Here is a 23,917-nt window from a genome sequence, read left to right on the forward strand (position 1 = left end):
TCATGAAAACAGAAATCAACAAATTTTGGAAGTATTTTCTATCCATCCAGATAGATTTAATCAATGCAGATCATAATGGAAATGCTGCTCTCGGCAATAAGCTCTTTGATAACCTACACAAAAAGGGAAAAAAAATCGATCGCCAATTGGCCTTTTTAATTGTATATAGAATTGATGGGGGAAGCATGGCGAAATTGATATTTATCCCAAAAGGAAAATATCACCTAAGGGCAATAGCGGCAAAAATGCTTGCTTTGGCCCCTAACTTGCCCCTCTGGGTTTTTGACATAGGTATTAAGCCATACCCGGAATCGATAATTTCCCTATGTGCGAAACATAATTTTTTGAAACATGACACCACAATCTATCAAATTTATTTTGCCGTACACAAAATTTATAAATCCTCCAACAAGCTTCATCTCCTAATTTACCTACAAGTCGATAAGTCAATTTCAAAATCGGAACTCCATGAGGCTATGGAAAATATATTGCTGTGGTTTTTGGGCGATACGCTATACTATAAACATATTAGCCGCTTTAGGATAATCCGTAGAAAATATTCGGCAATAAATTTTATCCCAATGGACGAATTCATAAATCTGGTGCAGTATAAGTCTATAAATTAACCGGGTATGTTAAATAAACTTTATGGAACCATTCACTAATTAAATCCCAAATCCCAAATCAACAAATCTGTCACACTGAGCGCAGTCGAAGTGCCGAATCAACAAATCTGTCACACTGAGCGCAGTCGAAGTGCCAAATCAACAAATCTGTCACACTGAGCGAAGTCGAAGTGCCGAATCAACAAATCTGTCACACAGAGCGAAGTCGAAGTGCCGAATCAACAAATCTGTCACACTGAGCGCAGTCGAAGTGCCGAATCAACAAATCTGTCACACTGAGCGCAGTCGAAGTGCCAAATCAACAAATCTGTCACACTGAGCGCAGTCGAAGTGCCAAATCCCAAATCCCAAATCCCAAATCCCAAATCAACAAACTCAAAAACTCAAAAACCAAAATACCCCTCTTAGTTCAGTCGTACATAAGTACTGTTCACAGAGCAATAATGTAAGGTACAGGCACTAACAGTATATAGTTCTGCCTTTATCCCTATAGGGTTCATGCTGGGCCTATGGTACCCAAAGCCTACCCAAAGCCTACCCAAAGCCTACCTAACGATTAGCCAACGGTTATCTTCTTAATGGTGAAAGCATGAAATTCATTATTAGAAAAAATTCTCCCCTAACATGAATGTTGTTTTGAAACCTAGATATTATGGAATCAAAAGACCCCATAAAAAAGTTAAGTCTCGCTAAAGAGACTCCAAGGCTCTCCAGGGTAGTAATATATCCAAAGGACATTCAGCTCCTTACTGGCAAATCCTATCGCCATGCCTTATATCTTAACCAAGAAATTAGGGCCTATTTCAAGAAAAAATCCCACCAGCTTCTTACCATATATGAATTCTCAGAATATACAGGTATTGGCATAGAAATAATTTTTTCGCATTTAAAATAAACCGTGAATTCCAACAGTCTTACCCTTACCGAAAATTTAGATCGCCATTACCATTCATAATCTAAGCGTTTATAATATGTATTGTCCCGACCTCAAAAAAAATCAATTGAACAAACAAATTATACCTTTATCAAATCAACTAAAATGCCTAAATTTCAAACCAATAAACAATAAACAATAACCAATAACCAATTAACAATTAACGAATCAACGAATTAACGAATTAACGAATTAACGAAAAACAAATTAACCTCGGCCCTCTGAACTCTGAACAAAAACCCCCGTCCATCAAAAGAATATTCGACATATCCCTATCCCTAATACTTTTGCTGGTAACCGGCTGGTTTATACTTTTATTAATTTTTCTGTCTTATATCGATACAGGCAAGGGCCTTTTCCTGCAATCCCGAGTAGGACAGTATGGCAAACTTTTTACCATTTATAAAATCCGAACGATGCATATTCACAAAGCCTCTATTTCTGTATATGGCAGATTTCTGCGACGTTCCAAGCTGGATGAGTTGCCACAACTTTTAAATATCATTCTGGGGCAAATGAGTTTTGTAGGGCCACGGCCAGATGTCCCCGGCTATTATGACCAATTGCAGGGAGAGGCCCGGAAACTTCTGCAACTAAAACCTGGGTTTTGCAGTAGGGCTGCGCTTAAATATTTTAACGAGGAGACACTCTTGGCTGCACAGCAGGATCCGCTGTACTATAACGATACGGTTATATTTCCCGATAAAGTGCAAATGAACCTTGAATACTATTACCACCAATCTTTTTTAGAAGATTTAAAAATTTTATGGAAGTGCTTGTTACGTAAAACTGGAGGGATTTGAAATAAATAAACGAATTACAAGCCAAGGTGGTCGAAATTGAAAAAACAATAGATATTGAAATTTTGATTGTAACAAGTAACTGTAATCTATTGGGCAACCTGTGTGTAACTTTATAGCAATTAAGTGCTGGCATACTTCCAAAACTGTTTACTTTTGCAAAAAAATTACGGACAGTTATGTCAGAAACAAAAATATATCTTTCTTCCCCCCACATGGGCGGAAATGAACAATCTTTTGTGAATGAAGCATTCGATACCAATTGGATTGCTCCCTTGGGCCCAAACGTAGCAGGTTTTGAAAAAGATTTGGAAAGCTATCTTGGGAATGGAAACCACGTTGCAGCCTTGAGTTCGGGTACCGCTGCATTGCATTTAGCTTTAATTTTATTGGGTGTTGGAAAAGGGGATGAGGTAATCTGCCAAAGTATGACCTTCTCAGCTTCAGCGAATCCCATTGTGTATCAGGGAGCAACACCTGTATTTGTCGATAGCGAACCTGAAACTTGGAATATCTGTCCAAACCATTTGGAGGAAGCCATAAAAGACCGCATTGCAAAGGGTAAAAAACCCAAAGCAATCATAGCCGTTCATCTTTATGGAATGCCTTATAAGGTTGAAGAAATAAGAAAGATTTCTGAAAAATATGAAATCCCAATTGTTGAGGATAGTGCGGAAGCATTGGGGAGCAGTTATAAGGGTCAAAAATGCGGCACTTTTGGAGATATATCCATCCTTTCCTTTAATGGAAATAAGATAATCACCACCTCAGGGGGTGGCGCTTTGGTATCCCGAAATTTAAAGCACAAGGAAAAAGCAATCTTCTTGGCAACCCAGGCGCGCGATGCAGCACCACACTACCAGCATTCCGAAATAGGCTATAATTACCGACTTAGCAATATTTCCGCCGGAATTGGCCGTGGACAAATGCAAGTGCTTGACAAACACGTGGCCTTACGGAGAAAGATGCACGAATTTTATCGCGATATTTTTAAGAAAAAGAACGGTGTAACCGTATTTGCTGAGCCTAACAGTGATTATTTTTCAAACCATTGGTTGTCTTGTATTTTGGTTGATACTGCCATTTGTGGTTTTACTTCAGAGGAAATAAGATTGGCAATGGCAGAAAATAATATCGAATGTAGGCCGTTATGGAAGCCGATGCATTTACAGCCTGTTTTTACAAATGCACCTTATTACGGAGGAAAAGTGGCTGAGAAATTATTTAATATTGGACTTTGTTTGCCCTCGGGTTCAAATTTAATAAGTGAAGAAAAAGTTAAGATTAACGATGTTTTGATACCTTTTATCGATAAATAGGTTATATTTGTAGCCCCAAATTTAACCAAAACGTGCCTTATAACAAATCACTTTTTGAGCAATTAAAAATGCGCACTAGAACAATAGGTTTATTAAACCGTCGGTATTTGCCCCGTTGGGCGGTATTGATGCTTGACATTATAATTTGTTTGATCTCGGTCGGTTTCACTTATTTGATTTTGGAGGGAACACCCTTAAAGTTCCAGACCGTTTGGCCTTTTTCTCTCCGTACCCTTTTTGTTCTGGGAACCAATGCAATATTCTTTTATATTTTCAGAACTTATTCGGGCATTGTGAGACACTCCACCTTTACCGATATTTTCAGGGTAGCGGCAGCTTCTTTTTTAACAGGAATTACGGTGGTGCTTTTTAATACAGTTTATTATCTCTTTGAGGGAGAAAAAATATTCCTTACCACTGGGGTTCTATTGTACATGTTCTTTTCCTTTACATTAATGTTATTCCTTAGAATTGCTGTAAAGGAGGCTTATCAGTATATACGTAGAATGAATATTGGAAAGGTCAAAAAACGGGTATTGATAGTGGGAATGGACAATCAAACCATTAACCTGGGAAGGGCACTTACCTCCGAGTCTGATCAAGCTTTTCAGTTAGTAGGGTTTATTACTGAAGATTTTACCAATAAGAGCTTAAACGTACTGGGAAAACCGGTTTTTTTAACATCTATCACAAAGGATTCTATAGAATTTGCCTTCTTGCTGGAAAAACATCGCATTGATGGGGTTTTAATGGTTCGCGATTCTTTATCGGTAGCAGAAACCAATGAAATAGTGGAAGCTTGTTTGGCAAATAAAATACAGGTGTTCAATATGCCATCTGTTGAAAATTGGAACCAACAGCAAAATCTGCAAACGCAGATAAAGCATATTGAAATTGAGGATTTATTGGATAGGTATCCCATTGAAATCGATTCTGCGATTATTAAAAACGATCTTGAGGATAAAACTATTTTGGTTACCGGAGGTGCGGGTTCCATTGGGAGTGAAATAGTAAGGCAATTGGCCTTATTCAATCCACGGAAAATTGTGGTTTTGGACAATGCGGAATCGCCCTTATATGAAATGGAACTTTATCTGGGAAATACGTTTCCAGATCTGGAATTTAGCACTATCCTTGCAGATGTAAGGAATATTGACCGGCTTGAGATGATATTTGCCAAATTTAAGTTTGATTTGGTTTTTCATGCAGCGGCCTATAAGCACGTTCCCTTAATTGAAAAAAATCCTTACGAGGCTGTAGGGGTTAATATCTTGGGAACCGTAAACCTAGCCAACTTAGCGGTACAGCACGGCATTGATAAATTTGTGATGATTTCTACCGATAAGGCCGTAAACCCAACAAACGTCATGGGAGCCTCCAAACGGGCCGCTGAGATGTATGTACAGTCCCTGCAAGAAAAGATAGGCACGCACACCCGTTTTATTACAACACGCTTTGGAAATGTATTGGGATCCAATGGTTCGGTAATCCCACATTTTAGAAAACAGATTGAAGCAGGAGGCCCCGTAACCGTTACCCATAAGGATATTATTAGGTATTTTATGACCATCCCGGAAGCCTGTCAATTGGTATTGCAAGCAGGTACCATGGGCAAAGGGGGGGAGATATATGTATTTGATATGGGGAAACCCGTAAGAATACTCGATATGGCAGAACGGATGATAAAACTCTCCGGATTTCAACCTTATAAGGATATTGATATACAGTTTACTGGCCTGCGTCCGGGAGAAAAACTGTATGAAGAACTTTTAAGCGATACGGCCCAGAGCTTACCTACCTTTCATAGCAAGATTATGGTGTCGAAAATACCTGCTGAAGATTTTTACGCGGTAAATGAAAAGATACAGGCCATTATCAAGGCTACCCAACAAAACAGCAGGATGGAAGTGGTTTTAAAAATTAAGGAATTGGTACCGGAGTTTATTAGCCAAAATTCCGAATTCCAGCATTTGGATTTACAGCATCAGAATTAATATTATTATGTTATCTAGCATCTTAACCTTCATATTTGTGAAGGTTTTCTTTTTAATAATTTTTAAGGTGTTTTTTAAATTTTTTAAGGTGTATTTTAAATTAATGTAATTAAGAACTTAAGGACTTTCTTAAATCGTTATTTCCTTTAGGGTACGGTTGATAAAAGATTATATTTGCAAAATATGAAGCGATATTTTATAAGATTAGTAGTGGTTATTTGCCTCGGTACCATGGGGGTATCTTGTGTTTCTCCAAAAAAGATTGTTTATTTCCAAGATTTAACCGAAGGGCAGCGAGTGCTGGACACCCTACATAAAAGTTCCAAAATTCAACCCGGAGATCTTCTTAGCATTGTTGTTTCAGCTTACGATTTAAATGCGGTTCGCCCTTTTAACCTTATGAGTGAAACACGCCCTGCAGCTGAGGTCTCGGGAATAAGTATAAACAATACCAACCAACAACAAGCCTATCTCACCGCCCAGGACGGAACCATAGATTTTCCCGTGTTGGGAAATTTAGAGGTAGCAGGTTTAAGCCGAACGGAATTAAGTGAAAGGCTCACAAAGCGTATTTCCGAATATGTGAAAGATCCTATTGTTACCATCCGTATCCTTAACTTTAAGGTGAGTCTTTTAGGGGAAGTAAACCGGCCTGGAACTTATAATGTGGAGGGAGAGCGTCTAACTTTACCTGCTGCCTTGGGACTGGCAGGCGATATGACCATATATGGAAGAAGGGATAATGTATTGGTGATAAGGGACGACGGCAAAACGAAACAGTATGAATATTTGGACCTAAGAAGTGCAGATGTTTTAAACAGTGAATATTATTATTTGCAACAAAATGATGTAGTATATGTTGAACCCAACCGGGCACAAGTGCAGAGTAGTAGTTTTAATAGAAATGCAGTTGTTTATATAAGTGTTGCATCTTTGCTTCTGTCTGCAATGGCTATTATATTTAGATAGCTTTAAATACTACAAAAAAATACACTCTTTAATTATTCTATAATTAAGAGGGAAAGAAATTTTATGGAAGAGAATCAAAAAATGCAAGATTCAGACGAGCTTTCATTACGAGAGCTAATTGAACAATATACCCAATTTTGGTATTTATTTGTTATAGGGGTGCTTATCGCATTGGTGATCGCATTTCTTTACTTACGATATACCCCCCAGCTTTATCAGAGCAAGGCAACCATTATCATCAAGGATGAAAAAACCCAGAGCCCATTGGAAATGGCGGCTTTTTCTCAATTCGGAAGTTTTCTTTCCCGCTTTAAGAATAACCAAATAGACAATGAACTTGCCATCTTTAATTCCAAAAGATTAATTTCTGAGACCGTAAAGGAGTTACAGCTCAATATTAAATATGAGGTAGTTGGCAATATAAAGACCTCTGAACTGTATGGCTACAAACCGTTTGAGGTTAAGTTTCAAAGTTTTAATGAGGATTTGGATACAAATGTACCCGTCCTCTATTTCAAAATTTTGTCCAGCAACGAGTTTCATCTTGAAATTGAGGGAATTGAAACTGCCGATACTTATAATTTCGGAGAACAAATAAGACTGCCTTTTGGCGAGATAACCGCATTGCCAAACCTAGAGGATGCTGAAAAATTTGAAGGATATGTAAATAAGACCATACTCGTAAGTTACCACTCGGTAGAGAAAGTAGCCTTGGGTTTTCAGGATCGTGTCAATATTCTTAATACGGATGGCAAGAGTAATGTAGTGGAATTGTCCATACAGACCCAAAATAAAGAAAAGGGAGAGGATTTTTTAGATGAACTGGTACGACAGTACAATAAAGATGCGGTGCAGGATAGAAATGAGATCGCGAAAAAAACATCGGCCTTTATTGAGTCACGATTGCAGATTATTACCAAGGAGCTGGATTCGGTTGAAAGCAATAAGGAAGATTTTAAAAGCTCCAACCGCTTGACTGACATTCAGGCGGAAGCCCAAATAACCCTGGAAAATGCCAGTGAGTTTAATAAGCGTCAGTTGGATGTTTCTACCCAAATGGAGTTGAGCAATACAATGATAGACTATATCAAGAATAGTAATCCTGATGAATTGCTGCCCGCAAATATTGGAATCTCCAATGAAAGTGTAGGCACGGCAGTGAATAATTACAACGAACTTATTTTATACCGAAATAAATTATTGCAAAGCTCCACCTCCAAAAATCCTGTAGTAAAGAGTGTAAACGAACAAATTGCCCAAATGCGCGCCAATATTTTGGGGAGTTTGGAAAATTCTAGGAATGGCTTACGCATTGCGATGAAGGATTTGAACATGCAGGAAAATATTATTAGCTCCAAAATATCGCAGGTTCCGGCCAAAGAAAAAATATTTAGGGGCATAGAACGGCAACAGACCATTAAGGAGCAGCTCTATCTCTTCTTATTGCAACAACGGGAGGAGGCTTCCATTGCGCTTGCTGCCACTGCAGATAGAGCTAAAATTGTGGATAGTGCCTATGGGCCCCAAGAGCCGGTTTCACCAAAAAAATCAATTATATACTTAGGTGCTTTTTTAGCGGGATTACTAGTACCCTTTGGGGGAATTTATAGCTTTTTCTTGCTCAGTACCAAGGTAAAAAACAGAAAAGACGTTGAAAAACATTTAAAGTCGATTCCAATAATTGGGGAAATCCCGAAGATACAAAAAGGGGAGTCAGAATTAATAAAGTTTAACGACCGCAGTATTATGGCAGAGGCTTATAGAATATTGAGGACCAATCTTCAGTATCTATTTATCAATAAACTGGAAGAAAACGAGAAAGGGAAAACACTCATTGTAACATCAACTATAAAGGGCGAAGGAAAAACTTTTGTGGCTTTCAATTTAGCATTGACCTTATCCCTTACAGGGAAAAAGGTAGTGCTTGTGGGAGCCGATATTCGTAATCCACAATTACAACGGTATTTGCCAGAGCATTTAAAGTCAAAGAAAGGACTTACGGAATATATAGTATATGACGATTTGGAGCTAGCGGATGTTGTAGCACAAAGTGATTATAATGAAAATCTGAGTATTGTTCTCTCTGGCGCCATACCTCCAAACCCAGCTGAATTGTTGTTGCAAAAGCGCACCAAGACGTTTGTGGAGGCGCTAAAGAAAGAGTATGACTACATTATTATGGACACGGCTCCATCCATGCTTGTGACTGATACTGTTTTAATCAATAAATTGGCAGATATTACCTTATACGTGGTTCGTGCCGGTTATACAGATAAACGGTTACTAGACTTCCCGCAGGATGCTATTGAAGATGGGCGCTTGGCTAATGTGGCTATCGTCCTAAACAATGTAAGTTTGAACAATTTTGGCTACGGAAATAAATATGGCTATGCCTATGCGAGGGAAGAACAGTCTTTGCTGAAAAGGATCTTGAATAAACACTAGGTTAATCTCGATGAAAAACCTCTTATTAATATTTTTCCTTTTCCCTTTAATGCTGTTTTCACAAGAATTTGAAATAGGTGGCGGTATTGAAACGAAGGCCATCTTATCAAATGAAAACGAAACCCCGTTTTGGTTCCACACCAATACAAATTATGCCGTAGGGGAACTCACCAATCTATCGGCAACAGCTGGGTTGAAAGCAAGCTTAACATATTCAAAATTTAAGTTGAATGCAGGTGCTGCAGTGTATGGAAGGGATGGGGTTGCGCATAATGTACAGCGAAGGGATTTATATCTTCAATTTGAAAATTCCTGGCTTCTAGCCACGGTGGGTTCAAAAAAACAAAAAGAAGTGCTGGACGGACTTTCTGCAACAAACCAAAACTTTTTGTGGTCTGGCAATGCTAGGCCTTTGCCTGGCATACTCATAGAGGCAAATAACCCTTTTAAAATTTCAAATACATTCCGCATTGATTGGGGAATAGGACATTACGTAATGAACGATGAGCGGTATGTGGATAATACCCAGTTGCACTACAAACGATTGGGTGTGATAACTACATTTAACGAAAACAACCAGCTTACGCTCGGTGTGCAACACTATGCCCAATGGGGCGGTACTTCTCCTGAATGGGGAAAGTTAAAAAGTGGGTTTAAGGATTTTGTCAATGTTTTTTTTGCCCATACTACTGAAGAGTATGGTATAGAAGGGGAGACGCTGAACAAGCTCGGCAACCATTTGGGAACCCTTTTGCTGAAATATGAACTTAAAAATACTCTGGGGGCATTTTCAATTTACCACAATCATTATATAGAGGATGGAAGCGGCACGCGATGGGCAAACTTTCCCGATGGACTGTGGGGTATCTATTTTAAACCACAAAACCAAAAAATTATAAGTTCCGTACTTTACGAATATATAGATACGGTGGACCAAAGTGGGATATCTGTTGGAAGCGGAAAGGATAGTTATTTTAATAACTCTATATACAGGAGCGGGTGGACCTATGAAGAAAATATTATAGGAATACCGTTTATTCTTTTCGATAAAGAGGTAGAAATTAATGAAGAAAATACTGCTTTTATCAGTAACCGTTCAAAAACACACCATTTTGCTGTAATGGGAGCATTCAGTAAATTTCAGTGGAAACTTAAAAGTACCTATGCTAAGTATCTGGGAACCTATGGAAAACCTTTATATCCCGAATGGAAATATTGGTACAACTTCGGCTCGCTTTCCTATAAGAGTGAAAAACTCGGTACATTTTCAGTATTGGGCGGGATGGACTTTTCAAACGTTGCCGATACACGTGTTGGGGGAGGAATTGAATATTCCTATTCCTTCTAAAATCAATTTTCTTTTTCTTTCTTCTGAAAAAGAAAACCTAATGGCAGCCAGATAAAAAGAAACAGAAACTTTCCCGTTACAAATCCTATTATAGTTATCAACGCGGCTATAACCATTAAAAGTATTTTGATGTTTTTACTCATCTTGAATTCTTTTAATATTTAACATTTCCGAAATGCTCTATACTTCATCTGCCCCATACACCAATTCAATGAAATCAATTTTGGGTATATCACCAAAATACTCCTGTATTTCAATATCCTTCAACAGTTCTGAAATATCCTCTTTTTCATAGCGGGCACCTTCCAAAAGTTTTTCTAGGTTTTCCACGGGCTCTTTTCCGAAGAAATCCCCATAAATTTTAAAATCTTTTATATGCCCTTTTTCAACAAAAATCCTGAGGTCTATTTCCCCAACTGTAAAACGCTTGCTACGCTGAACATTGAACTTAGGGGAACGGCCATAATTCCAGTCCCAAGTATCATATTTTTCTTCCTTTAGTTGCTGCACTGCTTTCCATTCCTCGGACGTTAAGTGATAGCTTTCAAATGGCTCACTTTCCTCGTAAAGCCCTTCCAGCAGCAATTTTCTAAATTCTTCAATCTTTAATGGTTCTTTTAAAAATTCAGAGATATTCGCAACCCGGCTGCGTACCGATTTATGTCCTTTAGACTCAATCTTGCTCATTTTCACATTTAGTGCATTTACCACTTCACCCAAATCAGTATCAAACAATAGTGTACCGTGACTAACCATCCGCTTTCCCGTTGAAAATTGCGCTGTGCCAGAGATTTTCTTTTCATCAACCTGTATATCGTTTCGGCCCTTTAGTTCTGCATCAAGGCCCAAACTGTTCAAAACCTTTATCACGGGTGCTGTAAACTTTTTAAAATTGTTCAGACTTTTTACATCGTGGTTGGTGATAAAACTGAAATTGAGGTTCCCAAAATCGTGATATACTGCGCCACCTCCCGAAACCCTTCGCACTACGTGAATATTGTTTTTTTCAATATACTCGTGGTTTATTTCCTCCAATGTATTTTGGTTGCGGCCAATGATGATGGAAGGTTCATTAATGTAAAACAACAGATAGTCGTTTTCAGCACTAAAATTCCGTAGTGCATATTCTTCCAATGCAAGGTTTAATCGCGGGTTTGTGTTGCCTTCGTTTTCTAAAAAAATCATTTCTGTTTGTTTGGTCTGTAAAGATAAGGGATATTGTAGTGAAAAGCGAAGAGCGAAGAGCGAAGAGCGAAAAGGGAAAAAAGCTTACAGCCTGCGGTCTACAGCTTATAGCTCACCTTAACTCCGCCATACCAATTCCTCGGCATTCCGGGGTAATAGTATCGAGGTTCGGCACCCCCAAAGCCTGTAGCATTTATCAAAACTGAAGATGCATATTTTTCATCGGTAAAATTGTTTACCCCTGCGTTTATTTCAAAAGTAAGCTTTTTTGAAAGTTGTTTTTTAAAAGAGGCTTTAGTATTGAAAACCGTATATTTTTCTGAATAAAGTTCGTTGGCATCGTTGAGTGGAATTGCGCCAATATGAAGAAAGTTTGTGTCCAACTTAAAGTTTTTAAATCCAAAATTTATTCCTCCGTTTATTTTTTTATCGGGTACGCCAGTAAGTTGGTTTCCCGAAAAATCATTTTCGTTATCCACAAAATCAATAAATTTATGGTCAGTGATTTCGGCATTTATATAGGGGGAAATGTATAGAAACTGATTTATGGGTTGATTGTATGAAATACTCAGCTCAAAACCTTTATGTTCCGTCTTTCCTGCGTTTCTGCCAATATACTGATCGTCGCCAACGCGCTCTGCTACCAATAAATCATCAATATCCAAAAGATATGCATTGAGTTGAAAAGATAACTTTCTTTTAAAAAGGAAAAGCTCGGTTCCCACTTCATAATTAAAACCCTTTTCGGGTCCAAGATCGGGATTTATGACTCCTGCCGGCGTAAGTGTTTCCTCAATGGAAGGATAATTAAAACCGCGACTGAAGTTGAAATAGGCGCTACTGTTTTCAGTGAATTGGTATAACAAATTTACATTCGGTGCCAAAATGGGTTCAAAATTACGTTCAGCACTTTTGTTTGCCTCTCCATCATTAAAGTAGTCCATAAAATCATAATTGGTTTGGTTAAAATTGACGCCAAATTGACCTTTTAGCTTTTTTGTAAAAGGAAACGTTACGGTTATAAAAACATTCAAATTGTCTCTCCTTTCAATATTATCGCTCAACAAATCGCCATCCAAACTTCCGTTGCCATTGTTATCTTCATATAAATTTTCAAGGGTTTGCCAATTGTATTCGTCTTTGTAAAATTCGCCACCAAAACTGAGATTGGCTTTGTTTTTTAAAAATGAAAAGTCTTTTGCAAAAACCGTCCGCGCTCCGTAACCATTGGTGAATTCATCCAAAATATTGAACGGTCTCGGTTCGTAATGATCTAAATAAGTATAAAAAACACTACTGGTATTGCTGAAATTTTCAGAAAAACGGTGTGTAAAGCTAAACCCAGCCAATGTTTGTTTGTTATCTTCATATCCTTTTGCAGCTTTCCAAGTAAATGCAGCCTGTGCGGGGTTTTCTTCAAAGGCGGTTTTACTGATGGAACTTGGAATTTGTGCAAAGTAATCAACGTAATTCATTAAAAAACTGAGTTCATTTCGTGGATTGAATGTATAAGTAGCTGTTAACAATACCGATTGCCTGTCATAGTTGCTATTCTCACGAAAACCTTCTGTTTGTAAATGATCGTAATTTAAATTGACTGAAAACTTTTCATTGGAAGTTGCTGTTGAAACGGAGTTTTTTATCAGCCCAAAGGAGCCCACTGTCAGGTTGGTTTTAAAAAAAGATTCCCCAAAATTCACTTGTTTTGAATTGAGCAGCAAAGTTCCGCCCAAATTGGTTCCGTATTGAGTAGCTTTCGGACCTTTTACTATTTCCAGGGATTGCAGGTCTTCTGGATTAAAAGCATCGATTGAAGTTTCTCCAATACCGTTCGTAATCGGAATTCCATTAAAATACGCACGAATTTTATTGGTACCATAAAGCGTGCGCGAGCCTACGCCCCGAATTACGATTCGGTTGGTATTGATGGCGCCGCTTTGGATATAAACACCGGGCGTTTCATTAATTGCTGCCACCAAATCCATAGGGCTGTATGCTTCAAATTTTGCTGAAGTTATCTTTTCTGTAGGGATTATAACCTTGCTTTCCTTTTGGTAGGTTGATGAAATAATAACCTCTTCTAAATTTTCCAATTTTACTTTTGGATAAAGGATAAATGTTGAATTGTTCTTTGAAAGTTGAAATGTTTCGCTATAATAATTGGGATGCTCAAACCTTAAAGTAACAGGAAGTTCCAATGAATTCATAATTATAAAAACCCCTTCCGAATCTGTTATTGCCACTTGTTTTTCCTTTAAGAAAACCGTTACTGTCTCAATTGGAATACCCTTATAAGAAATGACTTTGCCTTTTATTTCCTGTGAGTACGAAAAATTAAAAAAGGCAGTCAACAGTAAAGTCGCCACGGCTTGAAAGTAAAGTAATTTCATTCTTTATGTAATTTCAGTATAGGTTGTATTACCATGTTTAATTGTTTTACAACAGTTTTCTTTAAAAATAGCAATTAGTATTAGAAAATAAGAGCCCGCTAAAAAGTTTACATATTTCTTAACGGAAGAATGAGGGGTGGAATAGGTATATCCCTGATTACATTATCCAATTAACTCCCTATCTTTGCCGCCTATGAGCAGATTGGTTCAAATAGCGATTTTACCACGGCAACAAGAAGACTTGGAATTCATTTTGGAACTTGCCTTGGAAAAGGAAAAACTTCGAAAAGAAAACATTAGCGACTGGCGCATCCGCAAACGCTCCATTGATGCGCGCCGTAAACCTATCAAAATAAACCTTCAAGTTGAAATGTGGTTGAAAGGCGAAAAGCGTGAAATTATTCCGCCATTTATACCGCAGAATGTTTCTTCTTCCAAAGAAATTGCAATAATTGGAGCGGGCCCGGCCGGGCTTTACGCTGCACTAAGAGCTATTGAGGCTGGCTTAAAACCAATCGTTTTTGAACGTGGAAAAGACGTCCGGGAGCGCAGAAGGGATTTGGCCGCGATCAATAAAGACCAAATAGTAAACCCAGAAAGTAATTATTGTTTTGGCGAAGGCGGTGCTGGAACCTATTCTGACGGAAAACTTTACACCCGAAGCAAAAAACGTGGCAATGTATTAAAAGCTTTGGAATGGTTTGTTCATTTTGGTGCCGATGAAGATATTCTTGTAGATGCCCATCCGCATATTGGCACCAATAAACTTCCGAAGATAATCACTGCAATGCGGGAAGCCATTATTGAAAATGGGGGTGAAGTGCATTTCAATTCAAAATTGACAGATTTAAAACTGAAAGATAATACCATTGAGGCGATTCAAATAAATGCCGAAAAATGGTTTGAGTTTGAAAACGTAATTCTTGCAACCGGCCATTCCGCAAGGGATATTTTTTATTTGCTTCATGCTAAAAATATAAAAATTGAAGCCAAGCCCTTCGCCATTGGCGTTCGGGTGGAACATCAACAGGAACTCATCGATTATATTCAATATCACGGCGAAGTTGACAATCCATATTTGCCACCGGCCAGTTATGCTCTTGTAGAACAGGTAGATGGATTGGGCGTTTATTCATTTTGTATGTGTCCGGGCGGAATTATTGCGCCCTGCGCCACCGAGCAGGAAGAGGTGGTTACCAACGGCTGGAGCCCAAGCAAACGGAACAATCCGTATGCAAATAGCGGCATTGTAGTAAGCGTGGAACCCAAAGATTTACCGAATTATAAAGAAGGTGATCCTTTTGTGTGTTTGGACTTTCAAAAGTTTGTGGAACAGCGCTGCTGGGAAGCAGGAGGGAAGACCCAAAAAGTGCCTGCCCAACGGATGATTGATTTTGTGGAAGGAAAGGTTTCTGAAGATTTTCCGAAGACTTCATACCAACCCGGAATTGTATCAGCAGATTTAAATGAAGTGCTTCCGCCAATGATTTCAAAACGTTTGAAAAAGGCTTTTGTAGCCTTCGGAAAAAAGATGAAAGGTTATTATACAAACCAAGCGGTTTTGCATGCGCCCGAGAGCAGGACTTCTTCGCCTGTTTCCATTCCACGCGATTCAGAAACATTGGAACATATTGAAATAAAAGGATTATACCCTTGTGGTGAAGGTGCAGGCTATGCGGGCGGGATTATTTCCGCAGCGATTGATGGGATTAATTGTGTTGATGCGATTGTTTTGAAAAATGCTTTAGGCTATAAGCTTTAAGCAATAAGCTTCTACATTTTATATTTGCCTAAAGCCTACAGCCTAAAGCAAAAAAAAACCACCTCTCGGCAGTCTTTTTTTTTAAAATATATTTTAGAATTACTTAATCTCTAGTAATTCAAGTTCAAAGGTCAGGTCTTGACCGGCCAATGGGTGGTTGGCATCAACGATGATAAAACCGTCCTTTACATCGGCAACGCGCAATTGACGCTCACTACCATCTGGATTTTTGGAAACTAGTCCCATACCTACTTCTGGTTTTATATCCTGTGGCAAGTTCTCACTTGGTATTTTTTGAAAAAGTTCTTTTTGAACTTCGCCGTAAGCTTCTTCTTTAGGAATGGTAATGGTTTTCTTTTCGTTTTCCTTCATATTTACCAATCCTTTTTCAAAACCTGGAATTAAACGACCTTCACCGAGTTTTACCTCCAGTGGTTCGCGTTGTACGGAACTGTCGAACACTTGTCCGTTGTTCAATTTTCCTGTGTAATGAAGTTTTACGGTTTCATTTCCTTGTACTTGACTCATAATTTTGTTTTTTCAATTATTGTTCAATAAGGGGGCAAAACTATGGGTTTGCATTGCCAATTCCACAGAAAAGAACCATTAATCCTGAGATTTATGGAAATATTAACGGATTTACCCTTGAATATAAGAGGTGGTGGGGGATAATGAAGAGAACTGATTTAAAATTTGTAAATTTAGTTTTTATACTACATCAGTAATTAAGCAATGGACCAACCAGTAAAAATATTTAGGTTTGACATTGAAGAAGCAAAAAAAGTTGCTTCTTCACCTAATGAACCTCATATCCACGATTTTGAAGAAATCCTTATAGGAATGGAGGGTTCTATTGAGCATTTCATAGATTTTGAAACCACAACCGTAGATGCTCCCTATGTTTGTTTTGTAAGCAAAGGTAAGGTTCACAGAGTAAAGCCTATAGTAAAAGATGGTAAGTGCGATGTTTGGGTCATTAGGTTTAGTAGTGAATTTGCAGCTGAAATTATTTTTCAACTTTACGCTGCATTCCACAATAAGGCTAATATATTTTGGCCGGTTGAAAGGCTTACGGGACGCCTTCCGGTTTTGACTGAAATGATGTATAATGAATTAAGGCAATCAAATCCTGATTTTTCCGTCATTCGCCATTTGCTCAATGCCGTTATTTCGATTGTGTTATCAGAAAAACAGAAACAGCAGCCCACAGATATTTCCTCAAACCAAAATGAGACGTTTACCAATTTTCTCGCCATTTTGGAAGAAAATTTTCGGCGCCCCTTGAGTGTGGGATATTATGCAGAAAAATTGTTTATGAGCACACGGAACTTAAATTTGATTTGCCAAAATATTCTACAGCAAAGTGTGTCGGAAATCATTGAAACCAGAAAATTGATTGAAGCCAAAAACCTTCTCACTTCCACCGATAAAACCATTGCCGAAATAGCCTACGAATTGGGTTATAATGAAAATTCTTATTTTTCCAATGTTTTCAAAAAAAAATCGGGGCAAACACCAGGTGAGTTTCGGGATGAAATGCGAAGCCTGTTAACTTCCTAAAATTATACCTCTACTACCGAAAAGTGTAATTCTTAACATCCGTAGTGCTACTATTTTTGTAATCAAATAATTAATTAACATTTTAATTCTAAATGATTATGAAAAAAGTACTGATTTTAGTTGTAATGTCCCTATTTACAATAGGAACTTTTGCACAGACCCAATGGCAGGTAGACCCAAACCATTCTTCGTTAAACTTTAGCATCAAGCATTCAGGCATTAGTTTGGTGAATGGCAAGTTTTTAGACTACACAGGTAGTTTAACCACCAATGGCGAGGCCTTGCGTGATGCACAATTTAATTTTAACGTGCAAGTGGCAAGTATCAACACCAATGTAGATGCGAGGGACAAGCACTTGAGAAGTGCCGATTTTTTTGAGGTGGAAACCTATCCGACTATGACCTTTAAAAGCACCAAAATTTTAGCGACCGGTAAACCAGAACATTTTTTATTGTATGGCGAGCTTACTATTAAAGGAGTTACAAAACCAGTAATTTTTGATGTGTACTACGGTGGAACTGCCAAAAGCGACCAAGGTGAAAAATTAGGTTTGAAAGCGAAAACCACTATCAACAGGTTTGACTACAACATTAATTTTGACCCTACCGCAGCTGGTATTGGTAAGGATGTGGATATTGTAGTTCATCTACAGTTCGCCAAACAGTAAAACTATTTAAAGTGAAGTTATTCATATTTTAAATTTAGAAATCATGAAAAAGTTTAAAATCCAAAAGATAAGCAGAGAAGACGTGTATGTAAGATATTGGATTGCAGCTAGTCTTATCTTGATAGTATTAATGGGACAATTAACAGGATTTCTATTTTATTTTCTACTCCTGTTAGCGGGCTTATTATTGTTTACCGGTATTGTAGAAAAGAGTATTATTAAATCAAAGTTTTACCCAGATAAATAGATAGCGCCTTTTTAGCTGATATTATAAAATTGTAATTAAAGTTCACAAAAAAATTCTATGCATACTAATGTAAAAAACCCACTGATTTGTGATCCAGAAACAGGTGTTTGTGAAATACCTACAAGGGAGCATATACTCGAAAAGATTGAAGGAGAAAAGGCTATTACGAAACCTATTCGGGTAATTTACTATACGGATCCTATTTGCTCAAGTTGTTGGGGCATTGAACCACAATTGCGTAAGCTAAAGCTAGAATATGGGCATCTAATCGATTTTGAATATAGAATGGGTGGGCTATTACGCGACTGGAATTATAACGACGGTGTTATTACTAAACCCGAAGATGTTGCACAACATTGGGATGATGTAAGCTATTATTTTCAAATGCCCATAAATGGAGACATCTGGCTGGAAGACCCTTTGCATTCTTCCTATCCGCCCTCAATAGCTTTTAAGGCTGCACAATTGCAGGACGAGCAAAAGGCACTGCTATTTTTGCGGCGAATGCGAGAACTATTGTTTATTGAAAAAAAGAATATTGCTAAATGGGAACATATAGCCATGGCGGCTGTCGATGCCCAATTGGATGTAAATAAATTGAATGAAGATTATCTAAACGGCAAGGCGGAACAAAATTTTTTTGAAGATTTGGAACTTGCTCGGCAATTAGGAATAAGAGGTTTCCCAACAATTATTTTTATAGATGAAGACGGAATCGAACAAAATGTATACGGGGCAAGACCTTATACGGATTATGAGATAGCGATAAAGAAGTTATTGCCCATAAGTAAGAAAATGTATTACGACCCTTCGTTAAACAACTTGTTCTCCCTCTATCCATCACTCACGGTAAAGGAATATGCGGAATTAGCCGATACAAACATCATAATAGCCAAACAGATTTTGGATGAGTTGCACAGAACTGAAAATCTTAAGAGAATAGAAACTAAAAATGGCAACTTATATAGCATAATATTATGATAGCTTTTACTGAATAATTTCAAAAAACGAAAAAATGAAACCTATATTCACCAAATACCCAAAGTACTGTAATATAAACACTGGGGTATGTGTTATTCCGGTTCAAATTTTTGAACCTATAGAAATAATGGAATTTTCTAGTTATTATGAATTTCTGTAGGAATCTTCCCCATCAAAATAGTTGTTTTCCCAATATTACAACCTTACTACCTAAAAGTGTAAGTTATAACCCTACCCTAATAGCGAACTTTGTTTCATTAAATGATATTAACATAAAAATATAAAATCATGGAACATGTAGTAAGAAGATTAGAAAACAAAATAGCCATCATTACGGGTGGTGCTGGCAGTATAGGTAAAACAACGGCCAAACTGTTTTTAGGCCAAGGCGCAAAAGTATTTTTGGTCGATCTCAATGAGGCTTCCCTTAAAGAGGTAGTAGAAGAATTAAGCAGTAAAAACGTAAAGTATTCAGCAGCCGATGTCACCAAACCGGACGATGTGAAACGCTATGTAAAAGAAGCGGTAAATGCATTTGGGAAAATTGATATATTTTTCAATAATGCTGGAATTGAAGGTGTAGTAAAAACAACCGTAGCATATCCAGAAGAGGTGTTTGACAAGGTCATTGCCGTAAATGTTAAAGGTGTTTTTTTAGGAAACAAATATGTTTTACCCCATATGAACGATGGCGGAAGTATTATCCTTACCTCTTCAGTAGCTGGAATTACGGGCAGTTTAAATGTAACGGCCTATATTGCCAGTAAACATGCCGTTGTAGGTATGATGAGAAATCTTGCCTTGGAGGTAGCCCCTCGAAACATTCGCGTCAATACCATCAACCCTTCTCCGGTAGATAATAGAATGATGCGTTCTTTGGAAGCTGGTTACAATCCTGAGGATGCAGCTGGAATGAAAAAAGCCTTTGAAAATTCAATTCCCTTAGGGCGATACGCTGATCCGGTTGAAATTGCACAGCTTGTTCAATTTTTGGCAAGTGATGAGAGCAAATTCATTACTGGCACAACGCAAGTGATTGATGGTGGAATGAATGCTTAACAGATGGTAGAGGGTCGCAACTAAATTTTAAGTTGTAAGGTTTTGTGTTTTTCATAATTTGGTTGGTTTTTAACCTTGCATTCTTAAAAAACCATTCAGCACACTTTTTCTAAAATGATTAATAGCAAAAGATGTTGGGTGGTTTGTGGCCCTTTATGTTCGAAGTTCATTTCGCAAAGCAAGTTTCGTAGTTAGATTACATCAATGAATAGAAAACAATTTTTAAAATCAATGGCACTATTGCCGCTAATAGGTTCAAGTATGAATTTGAAAGATTTAAATAAAATGACTGCAACAATGAGTAATACAGAAAAAATGCCTGTACTATTCTTGGGTCATGGAAGCCCTATGAATGCCATTGACGAAAATGAATTTGTGGCAAGTTTTAGACGGCTGGGAAATGAATTGGTACGCCCCAATGCAATACTCTGTATTTCTGCTCATTGGGAAACGAATGGCACATATGTAACAGCAATGCAAAATCCTCCTACCATTCATGACTTTGGAGGTTTCCCACAGGAGCTTTTTGAAGTACAGTACCCAGCACCGGGAAGCCCTCAACTGGCAAAACAGACCAAAGCGATAATAACAAAAACAAATGTAGGATTAGATGATAAATGGGGGCTCGACCACGGAGCGTGGAGCGTTATAAAACATCTCTATCCCAATGCCGATATCCCGGTAATTCAAATGAGCATTGATTATACACAGCCTGCAAAATATCACTATGAATTAGCAAAGGAATTGAATAGCCTTCGCACACAGGGTGTTCTAATTGTGGGAAGTGGAAATATGGTACACAATCTTCGCATGGTTTCGTGGAAAAGGTTAAACGAAGTATATGCCTACGATTGGACTATAGAGGCCAACGAAAAGATGAAAAACTTTATCGTTAACGAAGATCACAAAAGTTTAATTGACTTTAAATCCCAAGGAAAAGCTTTTGAGTTAGCCATCCCAACGCCCGAACATTATATGCCGTTGATTTACACCTTGGCATTAAAGACCAAAAATGAAGAAATAACAATATTTAACGACAAACCTGTTGGAGGTTCACTGACTATGACTTCAGTTAAGATAGGTTAGAAACAAAGCAATGAATTATGAAAAAATTACTGAATATTGAATTAAACGAGAACACCGTTAGTATAGCTGTTTTATTATTAAGGTTTGGTGTTGGTATAATGATGCTTGTTCATGGAATTCCAAAACTATACATGCTGTTTAGCGGAGATATTCAGTTTCCCAGTGTTATGGGGATGAGCGCAACGTTTTCATTAGTACTAACTGTGGTTGCAGAAGTATTATGTTCTATATTACTGCTAATTGGACTTTTTACCAGAATAGCGGCCATTCCATTGATTATAACCATGTTGGTAGCCGTATTAATGATTCACGGTAGCGATCCTTATGCTATGAAAGAATTAGGACTGTTTTACTTGTTGGCCTATGTATTAGTGTTAATACTTGGCAGCGGTAAATATTCTTTTGATGCTATTTTGAAAAACTATCAATTAGAAGAATAGATATTGTTAATATATACAGCTATGTCCGTGTCAAAAACCATATTGGTTAGGTCACTTGTGCTTTTTCAAACACATGGAATCAAGACTGTTAGAATGGATGATATAGCCAAAGAAATGGGTTTATCAAAGAAGACCATTTATCTTCATTATGGCAGTAAAAAGGAATTGGTTCAAAAATGTATTCACTATCTTTTTGATTTACATTTTTCAAATATCAAAAGGATTCAAGATGAAAGGGGAACACCGATAGAGAAAATAAAAAAGATTTATGAATACGCCGTAAAACATTTAATAAAAGTTACACCTAATTTTTATTTTGATTTAAAAAGAGGTTATCCGGAAACCTATCAGTATTATGCCCTTCAACGCGGTAAAATAGTTTTTGGTATAATTAAAACCTTATTGAAAAAGGGGCAAAGGAGTGGTGAAATAGACCCCACAATCAATACCCAGTTGTTTTGTGAATTTCATCTGATAAATCTGGATCAAGTAATAAGCCATAAAACCGCGCTTATGGAATATAGCTTGCAAGACCTATTGGACAACACTATTAGAGTGAGCCTGAATGGTATTATTAAAAGACAATAATTTATTCAGCTCATTTTAAATTTAAATCCTATATTTTAATGGGTAATTACTTCCCGATGCAGAAATTGGCAAAAATATTACCAAGCAGTTCGTCATTAGAAATTTCACCGGTTATTTCACCAAAATAATGCAGTGCCTGCCGAATGTCTATGGCCAGTAAATCACCACTTAAATTACTGTCCAAGCCCTGTTGTACTTTGATGATTTCTTCCAAAGCTTTTAGCATAGCGTCATAATGACGGCTGTTGGTAACGATGGTTTCGTTGTTACGAAGCGCGCCAGTGTTTACAAACTCGAGCAATTTATTTTGAATTTTCTCAACGCCTTGCCCAGTTTTTGCGGATAATAATTGAAGATTGCCCATTGCAAGCTGTAGATTTTCTATTTCTTCTTTCGAAAGTTTATCAACCTTATTGGCAACAATCAAAAGGTTTTTTAAAGGGTATTTATTTTTAATGGTTTCAATTTCCACTTTGAACTTTGAACTTTCAACTTTGAACTTTTCAGCATCAAAAAGATAAATTACTACCTGTGCCTGTTCTATTTTCTGAAATGTTTTTTGAATTCCCAAACCTTCAATAACGTCCACCGTTTCACGTATTCCAGCTGTGTCAATAAAACGAAACCCGATACCGCCAATGATTATTTCATCTTCAATAGTATCTCGTGTCGTTCCAGCAATATCACTCACAATGGCACGTTCCTCGTTCAACAATGCATTTAATAGCGTAGATTTCCCCACATTTGGTTCGCCCACAATGGCTACAGGTATTCCATTTTTTAAAACATTTCCTGTGGCGAATGAATCTATCAAGCGCTTTAAAACGTGGGTTATTTTTGATATAAGTTTTTGAAATTCTTCACGGTTAGCAAATTCCACGTCTTCTTCAGCAAAATCCAGTTCTAATTCTATAAGTGAAGCAAAATTCAAAAGTTCTTCCCGAAGCTTTTTTATTTCCGAGGAAAAGCCCCCGCGCATTTGTTGCATAGCCAATTGATGGCTGGCGGCACTATCGCTTGCAATAAGATCTGCAACTGCTTCTGCTTGGCTCAAATCCATCTTTCCATTCAGGAATGCACGAAGTGTAAACTCACCCGCTTGTGCCATTCTGCAACCTTTACGCAGGCATAGCTGAATTATTTCCTGCTGAATGTAATTACTACCGTGACAGGAAATTTCAACCACATCTTCACCTGTGTAACTGTTTGGGTTTTTAAAAATGGTGACGAGCACTTCGTCAATAATTCGTTCACCATCTTTTATATGACCCAAATGAACGGTATGGGTTTTTTGTTTTACGAGTTCTTTTCTTGATACGGAACTAAATATTGAAGAAGCAATTGCAATGGCATCGGGGCCCGAAAGCCTTAAAACAGCAATTGCTCCTGCGCCTGCCGGTGTTGCCATTGCCACTATGGTGTCTGTGTGTGTCATTGGCTGTAAAGGTACGGTTAACTTTGGAAAAGTTTTAAATTTAATGGAAGTTGAAATTAACACATAAAAAAAGGGTGCACA

20 protein-coding genes are annotated in these 23,917 nt (G+C 37.7%); 16 read left to right on the plus strand and 4 right to left on the minus strand.

The features are described from left to right. Positions 1 to 2 precede the first annotated feature (2 nt). From JK629_RS11875 to JK629_RS11910, 8 genes are all read left to right on the plus strand, one after another. Positions 3 to 626: a hypothetical protein gene (locus tag JK629_RS11875; RefSeq protein ID WP_202335840.1), complete on the plus strand. Its 624-nt coding sequence runs from the start codon at positions 3 to 5 to the stop codon at positions 624 to 626. A 652-nt stretch (positions 627 to 1,278) separates the two neighbouring features. Then, positions 1,279 to 1,521 (plus strand): hypothetical protein, encoded by a 243-nt coding sequence (locus JK629_RS11880; protein WP_202335841.1) that lies wholly within the window; start codon positions 1,279 to 1,281, stop codon positions 1,519 to 1,521. A gap of 296 nt (positions 1,522 to 1,817) precedes the next feature. After that, positions 1,818 to 2,363 (plus strand): sugar transferase, encoded by a 546-nt coding sequence (locus JK629_RS11885; RefSeq protein WP_317193697.1) that lies wholly within the window; start codon positions 1,818 to 1,820, stop codon positions 2,361 to 2,363. Positions 2,364 to 2,539: 176 nt separating this feature from the next. Continuing rightward, positions 2,540 to 3,679, plus strand: a complete 1,140-nt coding sequence (locus JK629_RS11890) for a DegT/DnrJ/EryC1/StrS family aminotransferase (RefSeq protein ID WP_202335842.1) — start codon at positions 2,540 to 2,542, stop codon at positions 3,677 to 3,679. Between the two features lie 68 nt (positions 3,680 to 3,747). Then, positions 3,748 to 5,673, plus strand: a complete 1,926-nt coding sequence (locus JK629_RS11895; protein ID WP_202335843.1) for a polysaccharide biosynthesis protein — start codon at positions 3,748 to 3,750, stop codon at positions 5,671 to 5,673. A 183-nt stretch (positions 5,674 to 5,856) separates the two neighbouring features. Next, positions 5,857 to 6,642 carry a polysaccharide biosynthesis/export family protein gene (locus JK629_RS11900; protein ID WP_202335844.1) on the plus strand — a complete coding sequence of 262 codons (786 nt, stop codon included), beginning with the start codon at positions 5,857 to 5,859 and terminating at the stop codon, positions 6,640 to 6,642. Positions 6,643 to 6,723: 81 nt separating this feature from the next. Then, positions 6,724 to 9,087: a GumC family protein gene (locus tag JK629_RS11905; RefSeq protein ID WP_225626017.1), complete on the plus strand. Its 2,364-nt coding sequence runs from the start codon at positions 6,724 to 6,726 to the stop codon at positions 9,085 to 9,087. Between the two features lie 10 nt (positions 9,088 to 9,097). Beyond that, positions 9,098 to 10,435 carry a capsule assembly Wzi family protein gene (locus tag JK629_RS11910; protein WP_202335846.1) on the plus strand — a complete coding sequence of 446 codons (1,338 nt, stop codon included), beginning with the start codon at positions 9,098 to 9,100 and terminating at the stop codon, positions 10,433 to 10,435. Between the two features lie 180 nt (positions 10,436 to 10,615). Here JK629_RS11910 and JK629_RS11915 read toward each other — a convergent pair whose 3' ends face one another. Both JK629_RS11915 and JK629_RS11920 read right to left on the minus strand, forming a co-directional pair. Beyond that, the gene (locus JK629_RS11915) at positions 10,616 to 11,620 is read right to left on the minus strand and encodes a lipoate--protein ligase (RefSeq protein ID WP_202335847.1); all 1,005 of its coding nucleotides are present in this window, start codon (positions 11,618 to 11,620) and stop codon (positions 10,616 to 10,618) included. A gap of 98 nt (positions 11,621 to 11,718) precedes the next feature. Then, positions 11,719 to 14,010, minus strand: a complete 2,292-nt coding sequence (locus JK629_RS11920) for a TonB-dependent receptor (protein ID WP_202335848.1) — start codon at positions 14,008 to 14,010, stop codon at positions 11,719 to 11,721. 193 nt (positions 14,011 to 14,203) lie between these two features. Between JK629_RS11920 and JK629_RS11925 the strand changes: the two genes are divergently transcribed. Next, positions 14,204 to 15,772 (plus strand): NAD(P)/FAD-dependent oxidoreductase, encoded by a 1,569-nt coding sequence (locus JK629_RS11925; protein WP_202335849.1) that lies wholly within the window; start codon positions 14,204 to 14,206, stop codon positions 15,770 to 15,772. Between the two features lie 99 nt (positions 15,773 to 15,871). Here JK629_RS11925 and JK629_RS11930 read toward each other — a convergent pair whose 3' ends face one another. After that, entirely contained in the window at positions 15,872 to 16,300 is a 429-nt protein-coding gene (locus JK629_RS11930; protein WP_202335850.1) for an FKBP-type peptidyl-prolyl cis-trans isomerase, read from the minus strand. A 204-nt stretch (positions 16,301 to 16,504) separates the two neighbouring features. On the opposite strand from JK629_RS11930, the gene JK629_RS11935 reads away from it, so the two are divergent. The 7 genes from JK629_RS11935 (at position 16,505) to JK629_RS11965 (ending at position 22,401) form a co-directional block, all read left to right on the plus strand. Further along, positions 16,505 to 17,332, plus strand: a complete 828-nt coding sequence (locus JK629_RS11935) for a helix-turn-helix domain-containing protein (RefSeq protein WP_202335851.1) — start codon at positions 16,505 to 16,507, stop codon at positions 17,330 to 17,332. A gap of 98 nt (positions 17,333 to 17,430) precedes the next feature. Then, positions 17,431 to 18,000 carry a YceI family protein gene (locus JK629_RS11940; protein WP_202335852.1) on the plus strand — a complete coding sequence of 190 codons (570 nt, stop codon included), beginning with the start codon at positions 17,431 to 17,433 and terminating at the stop codon, positions 17,998 to 18,000. A 304-nt stretch (positions 18,001 to 18,304) separates the two neighbouring features. Continuing rightward, a complete protein-coding gene (locus tag JK629_RS11945; protein WP_202335853.1) occupies positions 18,305 to 19,228 on the plus strand; it encodes a DsbA family protein in 924 nt (307 codons plus the stop codon). A gap of 288 nt (positions 19,229 to 19,516) precedes the next feature. Further along, positions 19,517 to 20,287, plus strand: a complete 771-nt coding sequence (locus JK629_RS11950) for an SDR family NAD(P)-dependent oxidoreductase (RefSeq protein WP_202335854.1) — start codon at positions 19,517 to 19,519, stop codon at positions 20,285 to 20,287. A 261-nt stretch (positions 20,288 to 20,548) separates the two neighbouring features. Further along, the gene (gene ygiD, locus JK629_RS11955) at positions 20,549 to 21,373 is read left to right on the plus strand and encodes a 4,5-DOPA-extradiol-dioxygenase (RefSeq protein WP_225626199.1); all 825 of its coding nucleotides are present in this window, start codon (positions 20,549 to 20,551) and stop codon (positions 21,371 to 21,373) included. 17 nt (positions 21,374 to 21,390) lie between these two features. Beyond that, a complete protein-coding gene (locus JK629_RS11960; protein ID WP_202335856.1) occupies positions 21,391 to 21,813 on the plus strand; it encodes a DoxX family protein in 423 nt (140 codons plus the stop codon). Positions 21,814 to 21,834: 21 nt separating this feature from the next. Further along, positions 21,835 to 22,401 (plus strand): TetR/AcrR family transcriptional regulator, encoded by a 567-nt coding sequence (locus JK629_RS11965; protein ID WP_202335857.1) that lies wholly within the window; start codon positions 21,835 to 21,837, stop codon positions 22,399 to 22,401. A 46-nt stretch (positions 22,402 to 22,447) separates the two neighbouring features. On the opposite strand, the gene mnmE is transcribed toward JK629_RS11965, so the two are convergent. Further along, positions 22,448 to 23,836 carry a tRNA uridine-5-carboxymethylaminomethyl(34) synthesis GTPase MnmE gene (gene mnmE / locus JK629_RS11970; RefSeq protein ID WP_202335858.1) on the minus strand — a complete coding sequence of 463 codons (1,389 nt, stop codon included), beginning with the start codon at positions 23,834 to 23,836 and terminating at the stop codon, positions 22,448 to 22,450. Between the last annotated feature and the right edge of the window lie 81 nt (positions 23,837 to 23,917).

The organism is Aequorivita iocasae (assembly GCF_016757735.1).
Lineage (GTDB): Bacteria > Bacteroidota > Bacteroidia > Flavobacteriales > Flavobacteriaceae > Aequorivita > Aequorivita iocasae.